This is a genomic window from Mesorhizobium sp. B2-4-6 (genome assembly GCF_006442775.1).
In the GTDB taxonomy this organism is placed as follows: domain Bacteria; phylum Pseudomonadota; class Alphaproteobacteria; order Rhizobiales; family Rhizobiaceae; genus Mesorhizobium.
In genome coordinates this window covers 335,368-356,233 of the sequence record NZ_VFVI01000001.1, presented here as the reverse complement: position 1 = coordinate 356,233, position 20,866 = coordinate 335,368, and the positions used below count along the sequence as shown (strand labels likewise).

Here is a 20,866-nt window from a genome sequence, read left to right as displayed (position 1 = left end):
TTGCGATAACGACATGCATGAAAACAAAGGCTTAAAAGCGCGTCGCCTGAATCCGCTTCAGCGCGACGCGCTTTAATGCATCAGCGGCCCGCTGGCCTTGCGCCAGGCGTCCATGCCGCCCTGGATGTGGCGGGCACTGGCAATACCGGCATCCTGCGCTGCCTGCACCGCCATCGCCGAGCGCTCGCCGAAGGCGCAATAGAACAGGATCTGCCTGCTGGTAGACTTCGCCAGTTCATGCAGCATGCCGCCGGCGGCGATATTTTCCTGCAACCGCGCATAGGGCAGATGGATCGCGCCGGGAATAACGCCGTGCCGCTCGCGTTCGGTCTGCTCGCGCAGGTCGACCAGCGCCACGTCGGGCCGCCCGACCAGCGCCAGCGCCTGCTCCGCGCTCACCGCCCAGCCGCGGCTGGCGATATCGTCCTGGTGCAGCCCGACCCGCATGTTGGCCGGCACGGCCACATCCATCATTTTCGGGTTGGACAGGTTGAGATTGTTCATGATGTTCACATATTCGTCGACCGACTTCACCTGCAGGCGCGGGTTGAAGGCCTTTTCCTCGCCGATCGTCGACACGGTCTCGCCCTTGTAGTCATGCGCCGGGAAGATCATCGTCTCGTCGGGCAGTTTGAGCAGGCGGCCGAAGATCGATTCATATTGCTGGCGCGGATCGCCGTTCTGGAAGTCGGTGCGGCCGGTGCCGCGGATAAGCAGCGTGTCGCCGGTGAAGACCCGGTCCGGCAGAATGAAGCTGTAGGAATCGTCGGTGTGGCCGGGCGTGTAGATGACGTCGAGCGCCAGTCCCTCGATGCCGAGCTTGTCGCCATCGGCAAGCCGCATCGACACCACGTCGGCCTTGGTCTGCTCGCCCATCACGGTCACGCAATGCGTCTTGTCGCGCAGCGCGCCGAGGCCGGTGATGTGGTCGGCATGAAGATGCGTGTCGACCGCCTTGACCAGCCTCAGGTCCAGCTCATTGACCAATTGCAGATAGCGTTCGACCTTCTCCAGCACAGGATCGATGATCAGCGCCTCGCCGCCGCGCCGACTGGCGAGCAGATAGGAATAGGTGCCGGAAACGGAATCGAACAACTGACGGAAGATCATTCGCGCCTCTCTCGCCTGAGGCCGGTGGCCCGGCTGTCGGCCAGTCTAGAGCAAGCGCGAGGTGCCCGCCAGCGGGAGACCGCTTGCCCATCCAAAAGGCTGGAAACCCTAGCGCCGCAGCACCGCGCTCAGCACGTCGCGGATGCCGATCGCGCCGACGAAGCGCGAGCCTTCGTCGAACAGCGCCACCGGCGCCGTCTGCGAGCGGTGCATGGCGAGCATCACCGTTTTCAGCGGCGTGCCGGGATTGGCCCAGAACACCTGGGCCCCTTCCTCCGGCTGACGCTCGACATCGGCGCAGGAGACCCACACCGCCGGTTTGCCGTCGCGTTCGGCCGCGGCCACCAAGCCGTGGTCGTCGATCTTGAAGCGCGTCGTCTTACGCCGGTCGAGCCACACCCAGCCATTGTCGCCCTGCTCCAGGTCGCGGCGATCCCGCATCACGTTCCACGCCGTCAGCACCGACAAGGGGTTCACATTGGCGATGAAGTCGCGGACATAGTCGTTCGCAGGCCGCAGAACGATGTCTTCCGGCGCGCCGGTCTGGACGATGCGGCCGCCCTCCATGATCGTGATGTGACTGCCGATCTTCAGCGCCTCCTCGAGGTCGTGGCTGACGAAGATGATGGTCTTCTTCAGCTCGGCCTGCAGTTGCAGCAACTCATCCTGCAGCTTGGTGCGGATCAGCGGGTCGAGCGCCGAGAACGGCTCGTCCATCAACAGGATCGGCGCCTCGGTGGCGAAGGCGCGCGCAAGACCGACGCGCTGCTGCATGCCGCCCGAAAGCTCATGGGCGTATTTCTTCGACCATTGGTCGAGATGGACCAGTTGCAGTTGCTTCTGCACGCGCGCCTTGCGTTCCGCCTCCGGCACGCCTGCAAGCTCGAGGCCGAAGCCGACATTTTCCTCGACCGTGCGCCATGGCAGCAGGCCGAACTGCTGGAACACCATGGCCACCTGCTTCTGGCGCAACCGCCGCAAGGTCGCCTCGTCGCAGGTGACGACATCGACCGTGCGGTCGCCGTCCTTGACCAGCACCTGGCCTCGCGACACCACATTGAGCCGGTTGACGGCCCGCAGCAGCGTCGACTTGCCGGAGCCGGACAGGCCCATCAGCACCGAGATCTCGCCTTCATGCACCGTGAGGCTGGCGCCTGCACAACCCAGCACGTTACCGGTCTTTTCCAGGATCTCGGCGCGCGTAGCGCCCTTGTCGATCATCGCCAGCGAACCTGCCTGATCGGCGCCGAAGACGATGTCCACATTTTTGAAATCAACCGCGACGGTCATTTCTTGCCTCCAACACCGATGCGGGTCATGCGGTCGAGCACGATGGCGAGCACGACGATGGCGAGCCCCGCCTCAAGCCCGAGATCGATGCGGCGCGAACCCAGCGCGCGGTTGATCTCAGTGCCGAGGCCGCCGGCGCCGATCAGGGCGGCGAACACCACCATCGACAGCGACAGCATGATCGATTGCGTCAGGCCCGCCATGATGGTCGGCAGCGCCGACGGCAGCTCCACCTTCCACAGAAGCTGGCGCTTGGTGGCGCCGAACGCCTCGCCCGCTTCGACGATCGCCTTGGGCACTGAAACCACGCCGAGATGCGTGAGGCGCACGGCTGTCGGGATGACGAAGATGATGGTGACGATGAGGCCGGGCGCGTTGCCGAGGCCGAACAGCGTCAGCACCGGGATCAGGTAGACGAAGGTCGGCAGCGTCTGCATCAGGTCGAGCACCGGCAGCATGACCCGGTAGACCTTCGGCTTGTGCGCGGCCCAGATACCGAGCGGCACGCCGATCGCCATGGCCATGGCGGCGGCCGCAACCACCAGCACCAGCGTCTGCACCGTCTGCTTCCACAGATTCTGGTTGATGATGAAGATCAAACCCAGGAAGACGCCGATGGCGAGCGGCCGCGAACGCTGCAGCAGCCAGGCGATGATCGCGATGACCAGCGCCAGAAGCACGGGCGGGACCATCAGCAGCAGATCCACTGCCCCGTCGAGGATGAAGTTCAGCCCGTTTGAAAACGCCCGGAAGATGGTGTCGAAATTGTCGGTCAGGAAGCCGAAGAAGGCCTTGCCCCACGGCCCGATGGGGATTTTGTAGTCGGTCAGGAATTTCGAAATCGGATCCATCTTCCCCTCTCGGCGTCGCCGTACTTGCCGTACGGTCAGCTTCTCGCAGCTTAACGCATGTCACCCAAAAGTGCGCAGCGGTTTTGGGAAAATGACATGCGTAAAAACAGAGACTTAAAGTGCGGAGCGCTTTAAGAAAAAGGGCAGCCTTTTCTATCTGGCTGCCCTCTTCCGGATGATCATTCCGGACTCAAAGCCGGCTCAGCTCCCGAGCGCGGTCTTGACGGCAGCGGCCGCGTCGCCGCCGTCGAAAGTGGTGACCCCGGCAATCCAGGGCGCGACCGCGTCAGGATGCTTCTTCAGCCAGTCCGTCGCCACCGTCTGGGCGTCGCCGCCCTTCAGGATCGCGTCCATCATCTCGCCTTCCATGTCGAGATTGAACTTCAGGTTGGCGATGAACTTGCCGGCGTTCGGGCATTCGGTGGTGTAGCCCTTGCGCACATTGGTATAGACGGTGGCGGCGCCGAAGCCGCTATCGCCCATGCCGTCGAGATAGGTGATCTTCATGGCGCCCATCACCGGATGCGGCGTCCAGCCGAGGAAGGCGATCCACTCGTTGTTCTTCATAGACTGCTCGGCCTGCGTCAGCATGCCGGCTTCGGACGACTCGACCAGTTCGAAGCCTTCGAGGTTGTCCTTCGGGTTCTTGATCATGTCGAGGATGATGCGGTTGCCGTCATTGCCGGCCTCGATGCCGTAGATCTTGCCGTTGAACTTGTCCTTGAACTTGCCGAGATCGGTCAGCGTCTTGACGCCGGCATCCGCGACATAGGTCGGCACGACGATGCCGTAGCCGGCACCGGTCAGGTTGGTGCTGATCGTCTCGACCGACCCGTCGGCGGTGTAGTCCTTGATGTCGTTGGTCATCGACGGCATCCAGTTGCCGAGGAAGACGTCGAGGTCCTTGTTCTTCAGCGAAGCCATGGTCACCGGCACCGAGAGCTGGATCACTTGCGGCTCATAGCCGAGCGCGGTGAGCAGCACCGAGGCCAGCCCCGTGGTGGCCTGGATGTCGGTCCAGCCGACATCGGAGAGCCGAACCGCCTTGCAGCTCGCAGGATCGCCGGCATAGGCGGCGGTCGTGGACAGAAGCGCCGCGAGGCCGAGGCCCGCGACGAAAGATTTCATACGCGACATGAACTTTCTCCCATTAGATTCTCGAGGCAAAGCGAAGTCACGGTTCTTGCGCCCGCCTTGTTTCGTCAGCCAAACACCATTTTGATGTCGTTTCAAGCGGTTCAACATCACGATGAACGGCGCGCGCTGGTCATTAAGCGACATGACAGCCTTTTGAGCGACATGGATTTTTTGAACGGCAGGGAGTTTTTGGTGGACGGAGCCGGTGCCCTCTCCCCGCACGGCGGCAAGTCGGCTTAAAAGCACCTATGGCCAAGCTTTATTTCCACTACGCGACGATGAACGCCGGCAAGACGACCATGCTTTTGCAGGCGTCCTACAACTATCGCGAACGCGGCATGTCGACGATGCTGTTCGTCGCCGGCCATTACCGCAAGGGCGACACCGGATTGATCTCGTCGCGCATCGGCCTCGAATCCGAGGCCGAGATGTTCCGCGGCGGCGACGACCTGTTTGCCCGGGTCGCCGAGCACCACCGGCATGCCCCGGTGCATTGCATCTTCGTCGATGAGGCGCAGTTCCTCGAGGAGGAGCAGGTCTGGCAGCTCGCCCGCATCGCCGACCGCCTGGGTATTCCGGTCATGTGCTACGGCCTGCGCACCGATTTCCAGGGCAATCTGTTCCCGGGCTCGCGAACGCTGCTCGCCATCGCCGACGACCTGCGCGAGGTGCGCACCATCTGCCGTTGCGGACGCAAGGCGACGATGGTGGTGCGCCTTGGGCCCGACGGCAAGGTGGCGAAGCAGGGCGAGCAGGTGGCGATCGGCAAGGATGTCTATGTCTCGCTCTGCCGCCGGCATTGGGAAGAGGAGATGGGCAGGGCTGCGCCCGACGACTTCATCGGCTTTGTGAGCGGCTGAGCTGCTTCAGGCGACGGAGACACGCCGTACAGGAAACCGCCAGCCAAGCCGAACGCCGAGTGTCGCCAGCGCTATCAGCACAATGCCGGCGGCCTGCGCCGGCCGAAGCGGATGCGCATACAAAGCCCAGTCGATGATGGCGACGACCGGATAGATGAAGGTGACGATGCCGATCACCGGCGTCGTCAAGCGTGGGAAGGCCGAATTCATCAGCACATAGGCGATGCCCGTAGGCAGGATGCCGATCCCTGCCAGCCAGCCCCACGATGCCGGCGGCATGGGATGACCGATGTCGGCGAACGGGGCGAGCATCACGACGCCCACAAGTGTCTGGCAAAGCACCGTGACCGCGGCCCGTTGTTGTCCGAGACCCTTGGCGAGGATCGTCGCCACCGCGTAAAGCAGGGCAGCGCCGAGCGTGAGCACCAATGAGGGGCTGCCAGGACTGCCGGACCTCGAGATTGGCATCTTGCGCAACCCGTTGTCGACGACGACAGCCGTTGAGCGGCTGAGCGACTTCCTGCGCCGCGATCTGGCCCAACAGGCTTGATTGCGGCTATCTGGACGAGGCGGCCGCATCAGGCGCAATCTCGTCGTCGCGCGAACTATGCTGCCTTGTTAATGCAGGCGCCCTAATTTCCAGCCCAGCCAGAACCAGCCGGAGACCCCGCCATGTTTCGAGCCATCTCGCCCACAGCTCTTTTCCTGCTTGCCGGCGGCCTTGCAGCGCATGCCGATGGCGATCCGGCTCTGGGCAAGAAAGTCTTCAATCGCTGCATCGCCTGTCATGAGGCGGCAAGCGACCGCGACAAGGTCGGCCCGCATCTGATGGGCGTCGTCGGCCGCAAGGCCGGCTCCGCTGAAAGCTTCGCAAGCCATTATTCGCAAGCCATGAAGGATGCCGGCGCCGCGGGTCTCATCTGGGACGAAGCCAATCTTGCCGAATATCTCAAGGCGCCCAAGCAGAAGGTTCCAGGCAACAGAATGGCCTTCACCGGACTGACCAGCGATGAAGACATCGCCAACGTGATTGCCTATCTCAAGGCCGACCCCAAACCCTGATCGATGTTGGAAGGAAGAAGCCGGTATTGCCGCCGGCGCCAGAGATTTGCCTGTGCTGGTTCATCGCCTTGGCCGTCCGTGAAAACAATAGCTTAAGGCATATAAGCTGAAGCTGTTCGGCGGCGATGCCCTTAATGGTCGCCACGCGTATGCTTGCCTTGCCTTTCAAGGATCCAACCAATTCTTTTGTTTCGACGCTTCTCCTGTCTTCCTTCTTTCAATCCCCTGAAGCCCCACATATATTCGCCGCCACGACACGGAACCGGATGCCGAAGCGGGAGGCCCCAATGGCGACATTGCAGAATTTCGATGCCGAAATTGCCAAGACCAAGCAGGTCGTGCAGGACATGCGCACCAAGATCGAGCAGTCCGGCACCGTGCTCGACACGCTCGCCCAGGCCGACAAGAAGATCGGCGACGCCAATTTCGACATCGAGAACGCCCGCATCGAGGACGTGCTCAAGCAGCAGAAGGTCATGGAAGGCAACATCGCCGACCTGATCATCGGGCTGGAGGACGCCACCAACGTCTTCGGCGCCGAATTCGAAAGCATGAAGAACTACACCGGCTGGGAAAACTTCGTCGGCGTCTTTTCGGCGCAGCGCAAGCAGCGCATGCGCACCGAGCGCGTCCGCAACATGTCGCTGGCCGGCAATCTGCAGGAGCTTTTGGCGAAGTCGGACACCATCGTCGGCATCCTGAAAGCGCAAAAACAGGTCCTCGACCAGCGCTACAAGACCTCGGAGACCAGCCTGTCCCAGGTTATCGAGCGCCGCAAGGTGACGATGACCAACCTCGAGGCGGTGCAGAAGCGCATCGAGGAATTGAACCCTCAGCTGCTCGATATCGAAAACAAGATCGCCGCCTCGACGACCCAGAAGGAGCGCACCGAGCTAGAGGGTGAACGCTCGAAGATGGCGACCGAATACAACGAAAAGCAGGCCAAGGAACAGGAGCTGCTGGCCGAAAGCCAGACGCTGGAGCGCTACACCTCGATGTTCCAGACCTTCGTCGATTCGCTCAACAACCAGATCGCCGCGCAGTCGACGCTGATCAACAAGCTGACGATCGACACCGAGCAGCGCATCGTGCTGTACAAGGCGCTGGAAGATTCGCTGAAGACCGCCGCCCAGCAGGACGTCGCCCACAAGATCAACACGCTTGGCAGCCAGGTCGACAACACCGCCGAGGAGACGATGGCCGGCATCGGTGCCGCCTCGCAGAAGCACATCGGCGACCTGCTCGAGATGCACGAGAAGAACATGGTCGCCAGCGCCGACATCCAGCGCCGCAAGAAGCTCGCCGACGATGCCTTCGCCCGCCGCTTCGACGATGTGATGAAGAAGCACAATTCGGCAAACTACGTGCAGTCGTAGGCGGCGGCGCTGACTTCATTTCCACGGCAGCCACATGACACCTGAAAACGACGCGGCGGCACGCTATTTCTCCGCCATCACGGCGGCGCTGAGCGGGCTGGAAGTGTTCATGCGCGACGACCGCTCGCCGCTCTACCGGCACGGCATCGTCGCCAGGATCGTCGCGGAGTATATCGCGCGGCTGGACAAGTCCTTTGCCTGCTGGCGCAACCGGCTGGGCTTTATGGACACGTTTCGCATTTCGCGCGCTGACAGCGGCTATCCCGTTTTCCAGAACCTGCTCGAGCTGGAAAACGACCGCCAGCAGGCCGATGCCCGCTTGGCCAACATCCCACAGGCTGGTGAGCTACGCGAGGAGATGGCCGACTTCATCCTGCGCCACAAGGAGTTTCCCGAGGCGCTGCAGAAATCGATGGCCGAGCGGCTCTATCTGGAGGACGTCAAGAGCGAGGCGACTTTCGGTCCGTTTACCCTGGCGCAGACAGCCAAGGTCTCGGTCAACCCGAAGACCATGCGGCCTTATTATCTCGTTCACTGGGCGACGTTCGACGGCAGCGCCAACCTGCCGCTGGTCTATATGGTGACGGTGGAGGACTCCTCGGAAAACATGGTGCGCCAGCTGGTCGACGTGAACGGCAAGCTGAACGAGAAGGTCGATATTCCGCTTCCCGTCGACGGCCTGCTCAACCCCGAGCTTGCGCACCGCTTCGACGACTTCACCGAGAAGAACTCGGCCTATACGCTCTCGCCGGCGACGATCGCGGTCAATCTCGACAAGGATTTCGAGCCGCTGCATCCCAAGCAGCTGCGGCGCGTGGTGCTGGGACCCTTCTACTCGGCCGGCATCACCGACAACAATTCGACAGTGACCGAGGTGCTGGCCAAGGTGCGCAAGCCGCAAAACGCCTGGCTGCTCACCTGGACCATCCAGGAGGTCTTCTCCAAGGCCGAGAAACCCGGCCGCAAGGGCCTGTTCTCCAGCGAGAAGACGACGCAGGAATTCTTCATCAACACCGACGACCTCGAAGCGGCGCGCCAGGGCGTGTCGAGCTACGAGAACCACGCGCTGATCCCGCACGAGGCCTACCAGGCGCTCTATGCCGCGGGTGAGGCGCAAAAGATCTTTTCCGGCTACAAGGTCCACATCCTGTCCAACGGACAGGTCATCAGCGACGTCTGACCGTCAAACCGCGGAGCATCCTTCATGGACACCGGCCTGACAACGATCTCGGAAGCCGCAATCGAAAAGCACCGCGCGACCGCGCAGAGCTTCATCACCCGCATCGTCGTGCTGGAGGACCCCTCGCGCGAATCCGGCACCGCGCTTGCCGGCACCAACCGACGCTTCGTCTCGACAGTGTCGGTCGGTTCGGTGCGCCGCACGCGCGAGGTCGAGCTGTCGAAGACGGTCGCGGCCATCCACCCCGACGACCAGTTGATGAGCATCCCGCAGCACACGCTGCTCTATCGCGTCCGGCGCGGCCTGGCGACCGCGCTCGCCATATCGGATGTCTTCGCCGAAGGCTCCGACCTCGAAAGCCTGCAGGCAAGGAACGTCCGCGCGCCGCTCGAAGGCGACGAAGCCGCGAGGTTCAAAAAGCTTCTGTCGGCTTCGGCTTACGTTTCCGCGTTCAGCTTCGCTTCCTACCTGTTCCAGCTGATCGACAGCGATGGCGAGGCGCCGAACGACAGCCCCGAACCCGACTTCCTGTTCGACACCCCGCAGGACGCGGTGAAGTCGATCGTCGCCGGCCTCGACAAGGCGATCGCCGGCTCGAAGGACGATGCCGACCTGATGACGCGGGCGCGGGCCTTTGCCCGAGTCGCCATCGACGGGCTCTTGGCGCGCAAGGGCCGTTTCGACGGCATCGGCCCGTTCGAGAACGCGCATATCCGCATCGATATCGACGATTTCACCCTCGACGGCTTCGACCTCGCGCCCGGCAAACGATCCAAGCCGCTGGTGATGACCTTCAAGAAGCCGGAGGAAGTCGTCGGCAACCACATCGCCAAATACCAGTCGGTCAAACTGGCCAAGATGCTGATGGCCTATGATTTCGAGCGTGAGCTCAATCCCTTCGTCGAGCTCGGCGGTTTCCTCTTCACCTTCATCGGCGACGGCGCGCCGGGCACCGGCAAGACGACGCTGATCCAGATGATCGCCGGCCTCGTCAATGGCTACTGTCAGGTCGCCGGCTATCCGTTCGCCTATGAGAATTTCGGCGTTGACCAGATCTCGTCCTATCAGGGCAAGTCGGGCCAGAACTGCCGCCAGTTCATCAACAACGTGCTCAACCCGCGCGTCATCGGCTTCGGCACCATCGACGACATCGATCAGGTGGCGGCGCGCCGTTCCGACGACCGCGCCTCGGCCGGCCAGCAGGAGATCACCGGCGTGCTGATGGACGCCTTCGCCGGCGCCTCTACCGTCGTGCGCGGCAACTGCTCCTTCGGCATGTTTTCCAACTATCCGGAAAATGTCGACGATGCGCTGCGCCAGCGCGCCGGCGCGCGATGGCTGGTCGACGGCCCGCAGACCCGCGACGACTATATCGACATCTTCGTGCTGCTCGCCGGCAGGAACCACAAGATCCCGCTGGGTGAGCACGAACTCTATGCGGCGCAGGAAATCCAGCGCGCCGTCGAGGAAGCCTATGAGGAGCATGAGAAGCCGCAGGAAGACGGGCTGATGAAGGTCTATGAGCGCTACATGAAGGAGAACGGCGCGCCCAAGACCATGGCCGATGTCGGCACCTACCTGCATATGATCAAGGACGCCGAGCCGCGCTTCACCGGCCGCGCGATCAAGAACGTCACCGATGCCATCAAGATGCGCGCCATGGATATCGAGTTGCCGGACGACTGGTTCGAGAAGCCGGAAGCCTTCATGCACAAGAGCTACGACGACAAGAAGGCGATGATCGAGGAACTGCGCGGACCATTCTCGATGGACATGGTCATGCAGGAGATCAACCGCTACGCCGATTCCGAGTTCCGCTATTCCGACAAGTCCGACGATGCCACGGTGGAGAAGCTCCTGCGCGACGCAAGGCTGCGCGAGCGCGCCGCGCGGGAAATGGAGGAATTGAAGAAGAAGGGGCTTTGGTGATCTTTTCCTTCTCCCCGTTTACGGGGAGAAGGTGCCCAAAGGGCGGATGAGGGGCAGCGCCATGCGTGGCAAAAATGGGCCAAAGGTTGCGAGAGCCCGTCAGCTTCGGAAAGTCGAAAACGATGCGGAGGAACGGCTGTGGCATGAACTGCGAGGACGGCGATTGAACGGCTACAAATTTGTTCGCCAACTGCCGGTTGGCCCCTATTTCGCGGATTTTGCTTGCCGTGAAGCCAATCTGGTCGTCGAGGTCGACGGCAGCCAACATGCCGGTCGATCTAGGGATCGATACAGAGACGAGACGATGAACGAAAACGGTTGGTCGGTGTTGAGAGTATGGCATGCGGATGTTTTGACCGGCCTTTCGAGCGTGCTGGACACAATTGTTGCAGCCCTGGATGGTCGGCTGGATCGCAAGATGATTGGCGTCGATGTGAAATTTTTGCCGGCCGCAGCGTCGGAGCAAGGATGATGAGAGTCGGCGCCGCCCCTCATCCGCCCTTCGGGCACCTTCTCCCCGTTAACGGGGAGAAGGAAAGATGAAAAAGCCCGATCTTCTGCGCGACAACGAGCTGATCTACGGCCGCTTGCTCGCCATCGACGAGCCGCACCTCATCCAGCGCTACAACAAGGCGCTTGCCGCCTTCGGCCTCGAGCCCACCAAGCTCGCAAGCTTCCAGATCGACCGCACCGGCTTCTCACCCGAGATCGCCGAGGAATGCGGCGACTATGACTATCTCGACCCCAACGAGGTCAACCGCCGCTTCATCATCCTGACGCCGTCGCAGATCGACCTGCCGGTGGTGCATACCGCCTTCTCCAACACCTCGCAGTTGATGTTCGAGTTCATGTCGAAGAACCAGCGCGCCATCGACGCGCTGACCATCAAGGACGTGATCTACGGCGAGATCGAGGACTCGATTCCCAAGGTCAACGACATCGAGGACCTGCTGTCGATCAACCAGGTCGAGTTCAAGGTGCTGTCGGCCGAGGACGTGCTCGGCAAGGCGGCCGAGCTCGCCAAGCTGGTCGACCGGCTGAAGCAGGAGCCCGACGCCTGGCGCGACAACGCCATGCTTCAGCGCATGGTCGATCTCGCCAAGGTCTGCGGCGACATCCGCGAGAACGCGCTGGTGCCGGACCAGGTTATCTTCCGTCACAACGCCTACTGGACCAGCCATTTCGGCGGGCTCTACGTCTTCGTTGACCCCGATATGACGACGGTGATCAGCGATCCGGCCGCCCCCGGCTTCCGCCGCTCGCGCCCCTGGCAGGTTAGCTATCTGTCGATCAACGACGCCGACAAGGTGTTCCGCTTTCTGGCCGCCACCGGCCGGCTCGACCTGCCGCGCGCTTCCTGGATCGAGGCTTCCGGCTATCTCGAGCATCGCGCAGAGATGGTCGTACGCGCGCTGATCCGCGACGCCGAGCCCAACCGCAATCTGACCGATGTCGACAAGGTGTGGCTGCAGACCTGGATCCACGGCCATGCCGACCTGATCGCCCAGGACGGGAACTTTCCCTTCCTCAATGCCGCCAAGCGCGAAATCGCCCAGTTCGGCCATCTCAAGATCGAGGATGTGCCGCCGCGCCAGCGATTCCTGGTCGTGCGCGCCAAGCCAGACCACCCCGATGCCTGGCTGACCAACCAGTTGATCTCGGATTTCGTGCCGCAGGACTTCGTTTCGCGTTACGTCTTCAACAAGCCGGGTTTCTACAAGGACTATGACGGCTTCAGCGACGCCTGGAGAAGCGATGTTGTGGACGTTCTGAAAACCACATATTTGAAGGACAAGGCGGCGTTCCGCGCGCGCCTTTACGGCCTGACTGACTAGAACGAAATGAACCGTCATTTCGTTCTAACTTATTGTTTTGGCGCATGATGTTATCCAAAAAGTCTGCAACTTTTTGACATCGTGCTAAGGGGTGCCACAGCCATGCTCGACCCGATCGTGAACTTCTTCACCCAGATATTCCAGTGGATCGGCCGCGGCATCGGCTTCGTCATCGGCGTCATCCTGTGGCCGTTCATGTGGGTCGGCCGCTGGTACGGGCAACGCGGCTGGATTCTGAAGGCCGTGGTCGGTCTTGCCCTCTTGGTGCTGATCGGCCTCTACGCCAATTTCTTCTACGCTACCCAGTGGTGGAACAATTTCAACCCGAACTATCCCGACACCTACACGTTCGAGAAGCGGAACGTGTCGGCGGGCGAGCAGGTTTCGGCCGGCAGCGGCACCGATACGGCCAAGACCTGCGGCAACTCCGCCATCGCCCAGGTTGCCGCCGATCTGACGGACTTCAACGTCAACCAGAATGCCTGGATCTCGTCGATGATCCTCTACAAGCTCGGCCTGTTCGGCATCGATTGGGACGACACGCCCTGGATGGACAACAAGGCGTCCTTCCAGCGCGGCATCAACCAGGCGGTGCGGCGCACCGCGACGGAGCTTGCCGACAATCTCGGCCGCGTGCGCACGACCTCGCAGATCGACGCCGATTTGCAGGACGCGCGCGGCAATCTGCAGTTTGACGAATACACCTGGTATTTCGGTCTCAATCCGTTCGGGCCCAAGACGCCGACGCCGAGCTACTATCGCGATGCGGTGCGCAAGCTGCGCTCCTTCAACGCCCGTCTCGCCACCTGCCAGGCGACCTTCGACGCCCGCGCCGACAATCTGAAGCAATATATCGACCGCATCGCTTCGGACATCGGCTCGACCTCGGCCATCCTCAAGGAACGCGCCGAAAACCACAACAATGGCTGGTTCGATACCCGCGCCGACGACCGCTTCTGGTTCGCTTATGGCCAGCTCTACGCCTATTACGGCCTGATGAAGGGCGCCCAGGCCGACTTCGAGGATGTGATCAAGGAAAAGCACCTGCAGAGTCTGTGGGACACGATGGACCAGCAATTCGTCTCGGCGCTGCGCATCCAGCCCTTCATCATCGCCAATGGCCGCGAGGATGGCTGGCTCCTGCCGACGCATCTGACGACGATGGGCTTCTACATCCTGCGGGTGCGCTCCAACATGGTCGAGATCAGCAACGTGCTGACGCAGTAGCAGCCTCTTCGGCCAAGACAGGGATGGTGGATTTGCGCCGCCGCTTCTGTCGCTTTTCGCGTATTCAGCGGCTGTTTTGAGACGGCGGAACGGCCTTCGCTCTGGCTTCTATACGCCGCAAACGACCGGGGTCGAAGGACCCGGACAGGGTCGCACCGGGAACAGCAATATTCTTTCTTTGCAGGAAACTTAGTTGCATGAAAGTTGACGCCGCGGCAGCGACAGGGTTAGAAAACACCCCTGCGCCCGTGCGGCGTCTCGAACATGCAAAGATGATCAAAACCGTCCCTTCCACCGCCCAATCCAGAGGAAAGCCGTCATGGCCGAAGTGAAGTCCGACATCGAGATCGCGCGCGCCGCCAAGAAGAAACCGATCCAGGAGATCGGCGCTAAGATCGGCATTCCGAACGAGCATCTGCTGCCCTATGGCCACGACAAGGCCAAGGTCTCGGCCGAGTTCATCAAGTCGGTGAGGGGCAACAAGGACGGCAAGCTGATCCTGGTCACCGCCATCAACCCGACGCCGGCCGGCGAAGGCAAGACCACCACCACCGTCGGTCTCGGCGATGGCCTGAACCGCATCGGCAAGAAGGCGATCATCTGCATCCGCGAAGCCTCGCTCGGCCCGAATTTCGGCGTCAAGGGCGGCGCTGCCGGCGGCGGCATGGCGCAGGTCGTGCCGATGGAGGACATGAACCTCCATTTCACCGGCGACTTCCACGCCATCACCACCGCGCACAATCTGCTCTCGGCGCTGATCGACAACCACATCTACTGGGGCAACGAGCTCGGCATCGACACCCGTCGCGTCGTCTGGCGCCGCGTCATGGACATGAACGACCGGGCGCTGCGCGAGATCATCTGCTCGCTCGGCGGCGTCGCCAACGGTTTTCCACGCGAGGCCGGCTTCGACATCACCGTCGCCTCTGAGGTGATGGCGATCCTGTGCCTGGCCACCGACCTCAAGGACCTGGAAAAGCGCCTCGGCGACATCATCGTCGCCTACCGTCGCGACAAGACGCCGGTCTATGCCCGCGACCTCAAGGCCGACGGCGCCATGGCGGTGCTGTTGAAGGACGCCATGCAGCCCAACCTCGTGCAGACGCTGGAGAACAACCCGGCCTTCGTGCATGGCGGCCCGTTCGCCAACATCGCGCATGGCTGCAACTCCGTCGTCGCCACCACGACGGCGCTGAAGCTCGCCGACTACGTCGTGACCGAAGCCGGCTTCGGCGCGGACCTCGGCGCGGAAAAGTTCTTCGACATCAAGTGCCGCAAGGCGGGGCTGAAGCCGTCCGCGGCGGTCATCGTCGCGACGGTGCGCGCCATGAAGATGAATGGTGGCGTCAAGAAGGAAGACCTCGGCAAGGAAAACATCGAGGCGGTCAAGAAGGGTTGCGCCAATCTCGGCCGCCACATCGAGAACATCCGCCAGTTCGGCGTGCCCGCGGTTGTTGCCATCAACCACTTCTATTCCGACACCGACGCCGAGATCCAGGCGATGAAGGACTATGTCGCCTCGATGGGCGAAGAGGCGATCCTGTGCAAGCATTGGGCCAACGGTTCGGCCGGCATCGAGGACCTTGCCAACAAGGTGGTGGCGCTCGCCGAATCCGGCGCCTCCCAGTTCGCGCCGCTCTATCCCGACGCCATGCCGTTGTTCGAGAAGATCAACACCATCGTCCAGCGCATCTATCGCGGCTCGGAGGCGATCGCCGACAAGTCGGTGCGCGATCAGCTCAAGGCGTGGGAAGAAGCCGGCTACGGCAATCTGCCGGTCTGCATGGCCAAGACCCAGTATTCCTTCTCGACCGACCCGAACCTGCGCGGCGCGCCGACCGGCCACACCGTGCCGGTGCGCGAGGTCAGGCTCTCGGCCGGCGCCGGCTTCGTCGTCATCATCTGCGGCGAGGTCATGACCATGCCCGGCCTGCCCAAGGCGCCGTCCTCGGAAAAGATCTTCTTGAACGAGGCCGGCCAGATCGAGGGCCTTTTCTAAACATCGTTCGAATTGAACGACCAAGGGCGCCGCCTCACCGCGGCGCCCTTTTTGCTTCGCATCTTTCACGCTTGGTTCCGGGCGCCATGAAAAAGGCGCCGCATCCTGGCGGCGCCTTGCCGTTCGAGAGCGGTTCAAGCTACGCGGCATTACGCTGCAAGGCACGCTGGTTCGATGCATAGATCGTGTCGCGCTCAGGCAGGGCGCCGGTCTTCAGACAGTCGATCCACTCGGCGGTCTTCAGCACCGCGGCGAAGCGCGACTGCAAGACGACGCTCACCACCCGGTGGATGTCCTCGGCCGATGCATAGCCGGCGCTGTTGGCATAGGGCACCGAGCCGCTGGCATCGGAAAGGAACTCGACGGCAAAGCCCATGTGAACAGCGTGGATGATGGTCGACAGATCGCAATTGTGGGTCATGTAACCGACGACCGCGATCGTATCGATGGCGTCGGCGCGCAGCCAGGCTTCGAGATCCGTGCCGGTGAAGGCCGAAGGCAGCATCTTTTCGACATAGTGATCGCGGCCGCGCCTGGCGATCTCGGGATGCAGCTCGCCGCCATGGCTGCCCTTGGCGAAGATCGGCGAGGTCTCGGGCGCCATCTGCCGGACGACGACGATCTTGATGCCGGCCGCCGCGGCGGCATCCATGGCGCGCGCAACATTGGCGACCGTCTCGGTGAATGGCGGATGCTGGATGGCGAGATTGCCGCCATTGTAGTCGTTCTGGACATCGACGACGACAAGCGCGCGGCGTGGCTGGGTGGCTGGTGCTGACATGGCGGTTCCTTTCGATCGTGTTGATGGGCCAAAACTAGTCGGCTGGTTCGGCTTCAGAAAGTGACCCGATTGACATCATTCGAAAGAATTGGGACATTCGACTTTCAACGGAACGAGATTTGTCATGAGGAACCCGATCATCGCCGCCGTCGCCTTCGACGGCATCAGCCCGTTTCATCTCTCCGTGCCGTGCCTGGTGTTCGGCGCCGACCGCACGGAGCTTGGGCTGCCGCGCTTCGACTTCCGCGTCTGCGCGATGGACGAGGGACCCATTCATACCGATGCCGGGCTGAGCATCCTGGTGCCGCATGGACTTTCCGCGCTCGACGAGGCTGACATCGTCATCATCCCGAGCTGGAGGGATCTCGAGGCTCCGCTGGCCGCGCCGTTCAAGGATGCGCTGCGACGCGCGCATCGGCGCGGCGCGCTGATCGTCGGCTTGTGCCTCGGCACCTTCGCCATTGCCGGCGCCGGATTGCTTGCCGGGCGCAAGGCAACCACCCACTGGGCCTATACGGACCAGTTGCAGGCGCTTCATCCTGAGATCGCGATCGACGCCGACGTGCTCTATGTCGACGGCGGCGACATCATAACCTCGGCCGGCGTCGCCGCCGGGCTCGACTGCTGTCTGCACATCGTGCGCGCCCGCTATGGCGCGGAGGCCGCCCTTCGGCTTGCCCGCCATGTCGTGCTCTCACCGCACCGGCAAGGCGGGCAGGCACAGTTCATCGAGCGCCCGCTTGCGCCGACGCCGAACGCGGACCGGTTCACGCGTGCTCTCGACCAGGTGCGGGCAACGCTCAGCGAAACGCACAGTCTCGACAGCGTCGCCGATAGGGCCGGCCTCACGCGCCGTACCTTCACGCGCCGCTTCCAGAAGTCGGTCGGTACCAGTTTCGGCGACTGGCTCGCCGACCAGCGCGTGGCACTGGCGCAAAGGGTGCTGGAGCAGACGGACAAGTCCATGGACATGGTGGCCTTCGAAGCCGGCTTCGGCAGCGCCACGTCGCTGCGCCAGCATTTCGCCGCGCGGCTCGGAACCTCGCCGGTGCGGTACAGGCGCGAGTTTTCGGGGCGGGTCGCTCAGACGAGCACATGAAGCACGCGTCTTGAGGACGCAAAGGGCGCCACATCCACGCGGCGCCCTTTGCATTCTCCAGCCTCATTCGTCAGGCAACGTCTTCCGGCGACGGCGCGCGCTTCCGGCCGGTGACCATCGCCCGAACCAGGTTCTCGCCATGGCGCAGGCTTGCCAGAACCACGCCGCCGACATGAAGGCCGATCAGCACCAGGATACCATTGCCCAGAACCTTGTGCATGTCCTCAACCCAGGCCACGCCCCACCAGGCGTCGGTGGTCTGCATCCATCCGGTCAGCGCAATTCCCGCGATGCAAATCACAAGCGCCAGCACCATGGCGCCGCCAGCAGGATTGTGGCCGAGATACCGCCTCTCACGGCCATGCGCCACGTCGGCGAGATACGATCGCACCATGCGCGGCCCGCGCACGAATTGATCGAAGCGCGTATATCCCGACCCGGCCAATCCTGCGACCAGCCGCGAGGCGATCAGAACCCCCGCGCAATAGCCGGCCAGTTCGTGCACCTTCATGATTTCCCCGGAAGAAAGCCACGCCACGGCAACGCACAGAACCAGCGACCAGTGGAAGAGGCGAACATAGGAGCTCCAGACCCTGACCGAGGTTTCCTGTGTCGAAAGAGTGGCGTTCATGGCGATCAACCGTCGTCGGAATCGGCGCCGACCGACTCCAGCGTCTTGGGATTGAACACGCCTTCCAGCCTCTTGCCGCTGGCGTCGACCGCCTTGGCTTCGTAGCAGCCGTTTTCGGTCTTGATGCTGCGGACCTTCCAGCCTTCTCCTTCCAGCTTCTTTTGCAATGCCTCGCGCGGCTGCCACTGGTCGGTCGGCACGTTGCATCGGTCTGCTGCGAAGGCTGGCCCAGCCAGGCCCAGCGCCAGCGCGGTCAGGACGATTGTTCTCATATCGGTTTTCTCCATCGGTTGATTCCGATGCCGAAAACCTGCGACCGAAAGCTGACAGCAGCCTGAATGCCGGACTGTTCGTGCAAATGCCGCACTTGGAGAGCAGACGCCGATTGATGGGGCTGGCGTTCAGGCTACTGTCAGTATCGTTTTGCACAGGACGAATGGGCCAGGCAGCGGAGGCGGCGTGCGTGTTCTGTTGATCGAGGATGATCGCGTGCTGGGTGAAGCCGTGCGCGACCACGTGGCCGCCGATGGCCATGCCGTCGATTGGAGCGGCACGCTTGAGGAAGCCCGTGAGCATTTGCGTGTCGCGACGTATCAGCTGATGCTGCTCGATCTGCATTTGCCGGACGGCAAGGGCCTGGAATTCCTCAAGGTTTTCCGCCGCGACGGCCACCGCACTCCGGTCATAATCCTCACCGCTCGCGATCAGCTCTCGGACAGGATAGACGGGTTGAATTCCGGTGCGGACGATTATCTGGTCAAGCCATTCGATCTGGGCGAACTGTCCGCCCGCCTGGCGGCGGTGGCGCGCCGCTATGTCGGGAACCCCAACCCGCTCATCCGGATCGGGCCGGTCGAGGTCGACACTGCCCATCGCCGCGTTCTGGTCGGCGGCAAGGAGATCCAGTTGACCGCCCGCGAATGGACCGTGCTGGAACAATTTCTCGGCCGGCCAGGCGTCACGGTCAGCAAGGGTCAGGTAGAGGACGCGCTTTACGCTTTTGGCACCGAGGTGGAGAGCAATACCGTCGAGGTCTATGTGAGCCGCCTGCGCAGAAAACTCGGCCGCGACGTGATCGCGACCGTGAGGGGGCTGGGCTATCGCCTTGTGGCCCGATGAGCTGGCGCTTCAGCCTTGTCGGACGGCTGGTCGCCTCGTTGATCATCGTAACCGTCATGTTTGGAGTTGTGGCTGCCGCCACCGGAACCTTCACGCTTCATCGCGAAATCAACGAGGCCATGGATAATTCGATGCAGGAGGCGGCCCGCAGGTTGCTGCCGCTCGTCATTGACGACCTCTTTGGACGCGAAACGCTTCAGCCTCCGCGCGAAATGGCGGAGGCTGTCTCGCAAGAAGATGGCCAACGGCTGATCTACCAGGTGCGGGACAGCCAGGGTCGTATAATGCTCCATTCCCACGGCGCGCCAGCCACTCCGCTGACGACCGGGCTCACGCGAGGCTTCTCGCAAGAGGCGGGATGGCGCGTCTACACCGAGCCGGCGGTAAGCGGCACCTTGTTCGTCCAGGTCGCCGAAAGCGACGAACGCCGCAACGAAGAGACGTTGGAAGCCGCCGCCGGCTTCCTCGTGCCGATGATTGCCCTGACACCGCTCAGCGCGATATTTGCCTGGCTGACCCTGACACGGTTCATGCGCCCGATCGGAAAGCTGCGTGCCGACATCAGCGCCCGCGATGGCGACAATCTCGCCGCGATCGACACCGAGCATCTCCCCGTCGAGCTTGCGGCAATCGCCAAGTCGGTCAACAGGCTGATGCGGCGACTCCACATGGCAATGGAAGCCGAAAAGGAATTCACCGCCAACGCCGCCCACGAACTGCGCACTCCGATCGCCGGAGCACTGGCCCAGGCCGAACGCATGATCGCCGAGGCCACCGACGACGCGGGTATGAAGCGCCCGCGACAGATCAAGGCCGCGCTCGTCAGCCTGTCCAATCTTTCGGAGAAACTCATGCAACTGGCGCGCGCCGACGCCGGAATTGCCGCCGGAAAATCGGCTGATCTGGGCGCAGTGGTTGCGCTTGTGGTCGCGGATTTCGAGCAGTATGCCGAGAACAAATCCCGGTTGAGCCTCAAAAGGCCGTCAAAAGGCACTGTGGAGGTGGCCATCGACCCCGACGCGCTGGCGATCGTGACGCGCAACCTGATCGAAAACGCCCTACGACACGGCGCCCGGGGTCGAACGGTGGTGATACGTGTCGACGACAGCGCGGGGTTGAGCGTGATCAACGAAGGTCCCGTCGTGCCGGCGCCCGACAGGTTGCTGAGACGCTTCGAACGCGGAACGACGCCTTCTGGCGGCTCGGGTCTCGGGCTGGCGATCGTCAGCAAGATCCTACAGCAGACTGGCGCGACACTGAGCCTGAATTCGCCGGCATCGGGCCGCGAAGACGGTTTCGAGGCGACGATCCGGTTTGCTTGCGCCACAGCAATTCCAGCAACCCTGCGCGACGGTCTTCCGTCAGGAAGCGCATAGAACG

Annotated in this window: 20 protein-coding genes; 12 read left to right on the top strand and 8 right to left on the bottom strand. The window is 62.6% G+C overall.

The features are described from left to right. Positions 1-72: 72 nt before the first annotated feature. The 4 genes from FJ957_RS01730 to FJ957_RS01715 all read right to left on the bottom strand — a co-directional run bounded on the left by FJ957_RS01730 (position 73) and on the right by FJ957_RS01715 (position 4,388). A complete protein-coding gene (locus tag FJ957_RS01730; protein WP_140827835.1) occupies positions 73-1,110 on the bottom strand; it encodes an MBL fold metallo-hydrolase in 1,038 nt (345 codons plus the stop codon). A 108-nt stretch (positions 1,111-1,218) separates the two neighbouring features. Further along, positions 1,219-2,400 (bottom strand): choline ABC transporter ATP-binding protein, encoded by a 1,182-nt coding sequence (gene choV, locus FJ957_RS01725; protein WP_140827833.1) that lies wholly within the window; start codon positions 2,398-2,400, stop codon positions 1,219-1,221. Continuing rightward, positions 2,397-3,251, bottom strand: a complete 855-nt coding sequence (gene choW / locus FJ957_RS01720; protein ID WP_140546562.1) for a choline ABC transporter permease subunit — start codon at positions 3,249-3,251, stop codon at positions 2,397-2,399. Before choW ends, choV begins: the two co-directional genes overlap by 4 nt. Positions 3,252-3,452: 201 nt before the next feature. After that, a complete protein-coding gene (locus FJ957_RS01715; RefSeq protein WP_140827831.1) occupies positions 3,453-4,388 on the bottom strand; it encodes a choline ABC transporter substrate-binding protein in 936 nt (311 codons plus the stop codon). A gap of 248 nt (positions 4,389-4,636) precedes the next feature. Here FJ957_RS01715 and FJ957_RS01710 point away from each other — a divergent pair, with 248 nt between their 5' ends. Further along, complete coding sequence (locus FJ957_RS01710) at positions 4,637-5,248, top strand: thymidine kinase (protein WP_140827829.1); 612 nt, start codon at positions 4,637-4,639, stop codon at positions 5,246-5,248. Positions 5,249-5,254: 6 nt separating this feature from the next. On the opposite strand, the gene FJ957_RS01705 is transcribed toward FJ957_RS01710, so the two are convergent. Further along, positions 5,255-5,716 (bottom strand): DMT family transporter, encoded by a 462-nt coding sequence (locus tag FJ957_RS01705; protein ID WP_246685750.1) that lies wholly within the window; start codon positions 5,714-5,716, stop codon positions 5,255-5,257. 204 nt (positions 5,717-5,920) lie between these two features. Between FJ957_RS01705 and FJ957_RS01700 the strand changes: the two genes are divergently transcribed. The 8 genes from FJ957_RS01700 to FJ957_RS01665 all read left to right on the top strand — a co-directional run bounded on the left by FJ957_RS01700 (position 5,921) and on the right by FJ957_RS01665 (position 15,856). Continuing rightward, positions 5,921-6,310 (top strand): cytochrome c family protein, encoded by a 390-nt coding sequence (locus tag FJ957_RS01700; RefSeq protein WP_140827823.1) that lies wholly within the window; start codon positions 5,921-5,923, stop codon positions 6,308-6,310. 287 nt (positions 6,311-6,597) lie between these two features. Next, complete coding sequence (locus tag FJ957_RS01695) at positions 6,598-7,686, top strand: hypothetical protein (protein ID WP_140827821.1); 1,089 nt, start codon at positions 6,598-6,600, stop codon at positions 7,684-7,686. A 34-nt stretch (positions 7,687-7,720) separates the two neighbouring features. Then, complete coding sequence (locus FJ957_RS01690) at positions 7,721-8,866, top strand: hypothetical protein (RefSeq protein ID WP_140827819.1); 1,146 nt, start codon at positions 7,721-7,723, stop codon at positions 8,864-8,866. Between the two features lie 24 nt (positions 8,867-8,890). Further along, positions 8,891-10,795, top strand: a complete 1,905-nt coding sequence (locus FJ957_RS01685) for an ATP-binding protein (protein ID WP_140827816.1) — start codon at positions 8,891-8,893, stop codon at positions 10,793-10,795. A gap of 61 nt (positions 10,796-10,856) precedes the next feature. Then, positions 10,857-11,267, top strand: coding sequence for a DUF559 domain-containing protein (locus FJ957_RS01680; RefSeq protein ID WP_140827814.1), 411 nt, complete (start codon positions 10,857-10,859; stop codon positions 11,265-11,267). Between the two features lie 67 nt (positions 11,268-11,334). Continuing rightward, entirely contained in the window at positions 11,335-12,630 is a 1,296-nt protein-coding gene (locus tag FJ957_RS01675; RefSeq protein WP_140827812.1) for a DUF6638 family protein, read from the top strand. 102 nt (positions 12,631-12,732) lie between these two features. Further along, positions 12,733-13,857: a DUF2333 family protein gene (locus FJ957_RS01670; protein WP_140827810.1), complete on the top strand. Its 1,125-nt coding sequence runs from the start codon at positions 12,733-12,735 to the stop codon at positions 13,855-13,857. Positions 13,858-14,176: 319 nt separating this feature from the next. After that, complete coding sequence (locus FJ957_RS01665; RefSeq protein WP_140827808.1) at positions 14,177-15,856, top strand: formate--tetrahydrofolate ligase; 1,680 nt, start codon at positions 14,177-14,179, stop codon at positions 15,854-15,856. 139 nt (positions 15,857-15,995) lie between these two features. Here FJ957_RS01665 and FJ957_RS01660 read toward each other — a convergent pair whose 3' ends face one another. Then, positions 15,996-16,637 carry a cysteine hydrolase family protein gene (locus tag FJ957_RS01660; RefSeq protein WP_140827805.1) on the bottom strand — a complete coding sequence of 214 codons (642 nt, stop codon included), beginning with the start codon at positions 16,635-16,637 and terminating at the stop codon, positions 15,996-15,998. Between the two features lie 124 nt (positions 16,638-16,761). On the opposite strand from FJ957_RS01660, the gene FJ957_RS01655 reads away from it, so the two are divergent. Then, positions 16,762-17,736 (top strand): helix-turn-helix domain-containing protein, encoded by a 975-nt coding sequence (locus FJ957_RS01655; RefSeq protein ID WP_140827802.1) that lies wholly within the window; start codon positions 16,762-16,764, stop codon positions 17,734-17,736. Between the two features lie 70 nt (positions 17,737-17,806). On the opposite strand, the gene FJ957_RS01650 is transcribed toward FJ957_RS01655, so the two are convergent. Further along, the gene (locus tag FJ957_RS01650; protein ID WP_140827800.1) at positions 17,807-18,367 is read right to left on the bottom strand and encodes a cytochrome b/b6 domain-containing protein; all 561 of its coding nucleotides are present in this window, start codon (positions 18,365-18,367) and stop codon (positions 17,807-17,809) included. A 5-nt stretch (positions 18,368-18,372) separates the two neighbouring features. Next, positions 18,373-18,639 (bottom strand): PepSY domain-containing protein, encoded by a 267-nt coding sequence (locus tag FJ957_RS01645; protein WP_140827798.1) that lies wholly within the window; start codon positions 18,637-18,639, stop codon positions 18,373-18,375. A 187-nt stretch (positions 18,640-18,826) separates the two neighbouring features. Here FJ957_RS01645 and FJ957_RS01640 point away from each other — a divergent pair, with 187 nt between their 5' ends. Beyond that, positions 18,827-19,486 carry a response regulator gene (locus FJ957_RS01640; RefSeq protein ID WP_140827796.1) on the top strand — a complete coding sequence of 220 codons (660 nt, stop codon included), beginning with the start codon at positions 18,827-18,829 and terminating at the stop codon, positions 19,484-19,486. Beyond that, the gene (locus tag FJ957_RS01635; RefSeq protein WP_140827794.1) at positions 19,483-20,862 is read left to right on the top strand and encodes an ATP-binding protein; all 1,380 of its coding nucleotides are present in this window, start codon (positions 19,483-19,485) and stop codon (positions 20,860-20,862) included. Before FJ957_RS01640 ends, FJ957_RS01635 begins: the two co-directional genes overlap by 4 nt. Positions 20,863-20,866 lie beyond the last annotated feature (4 nt).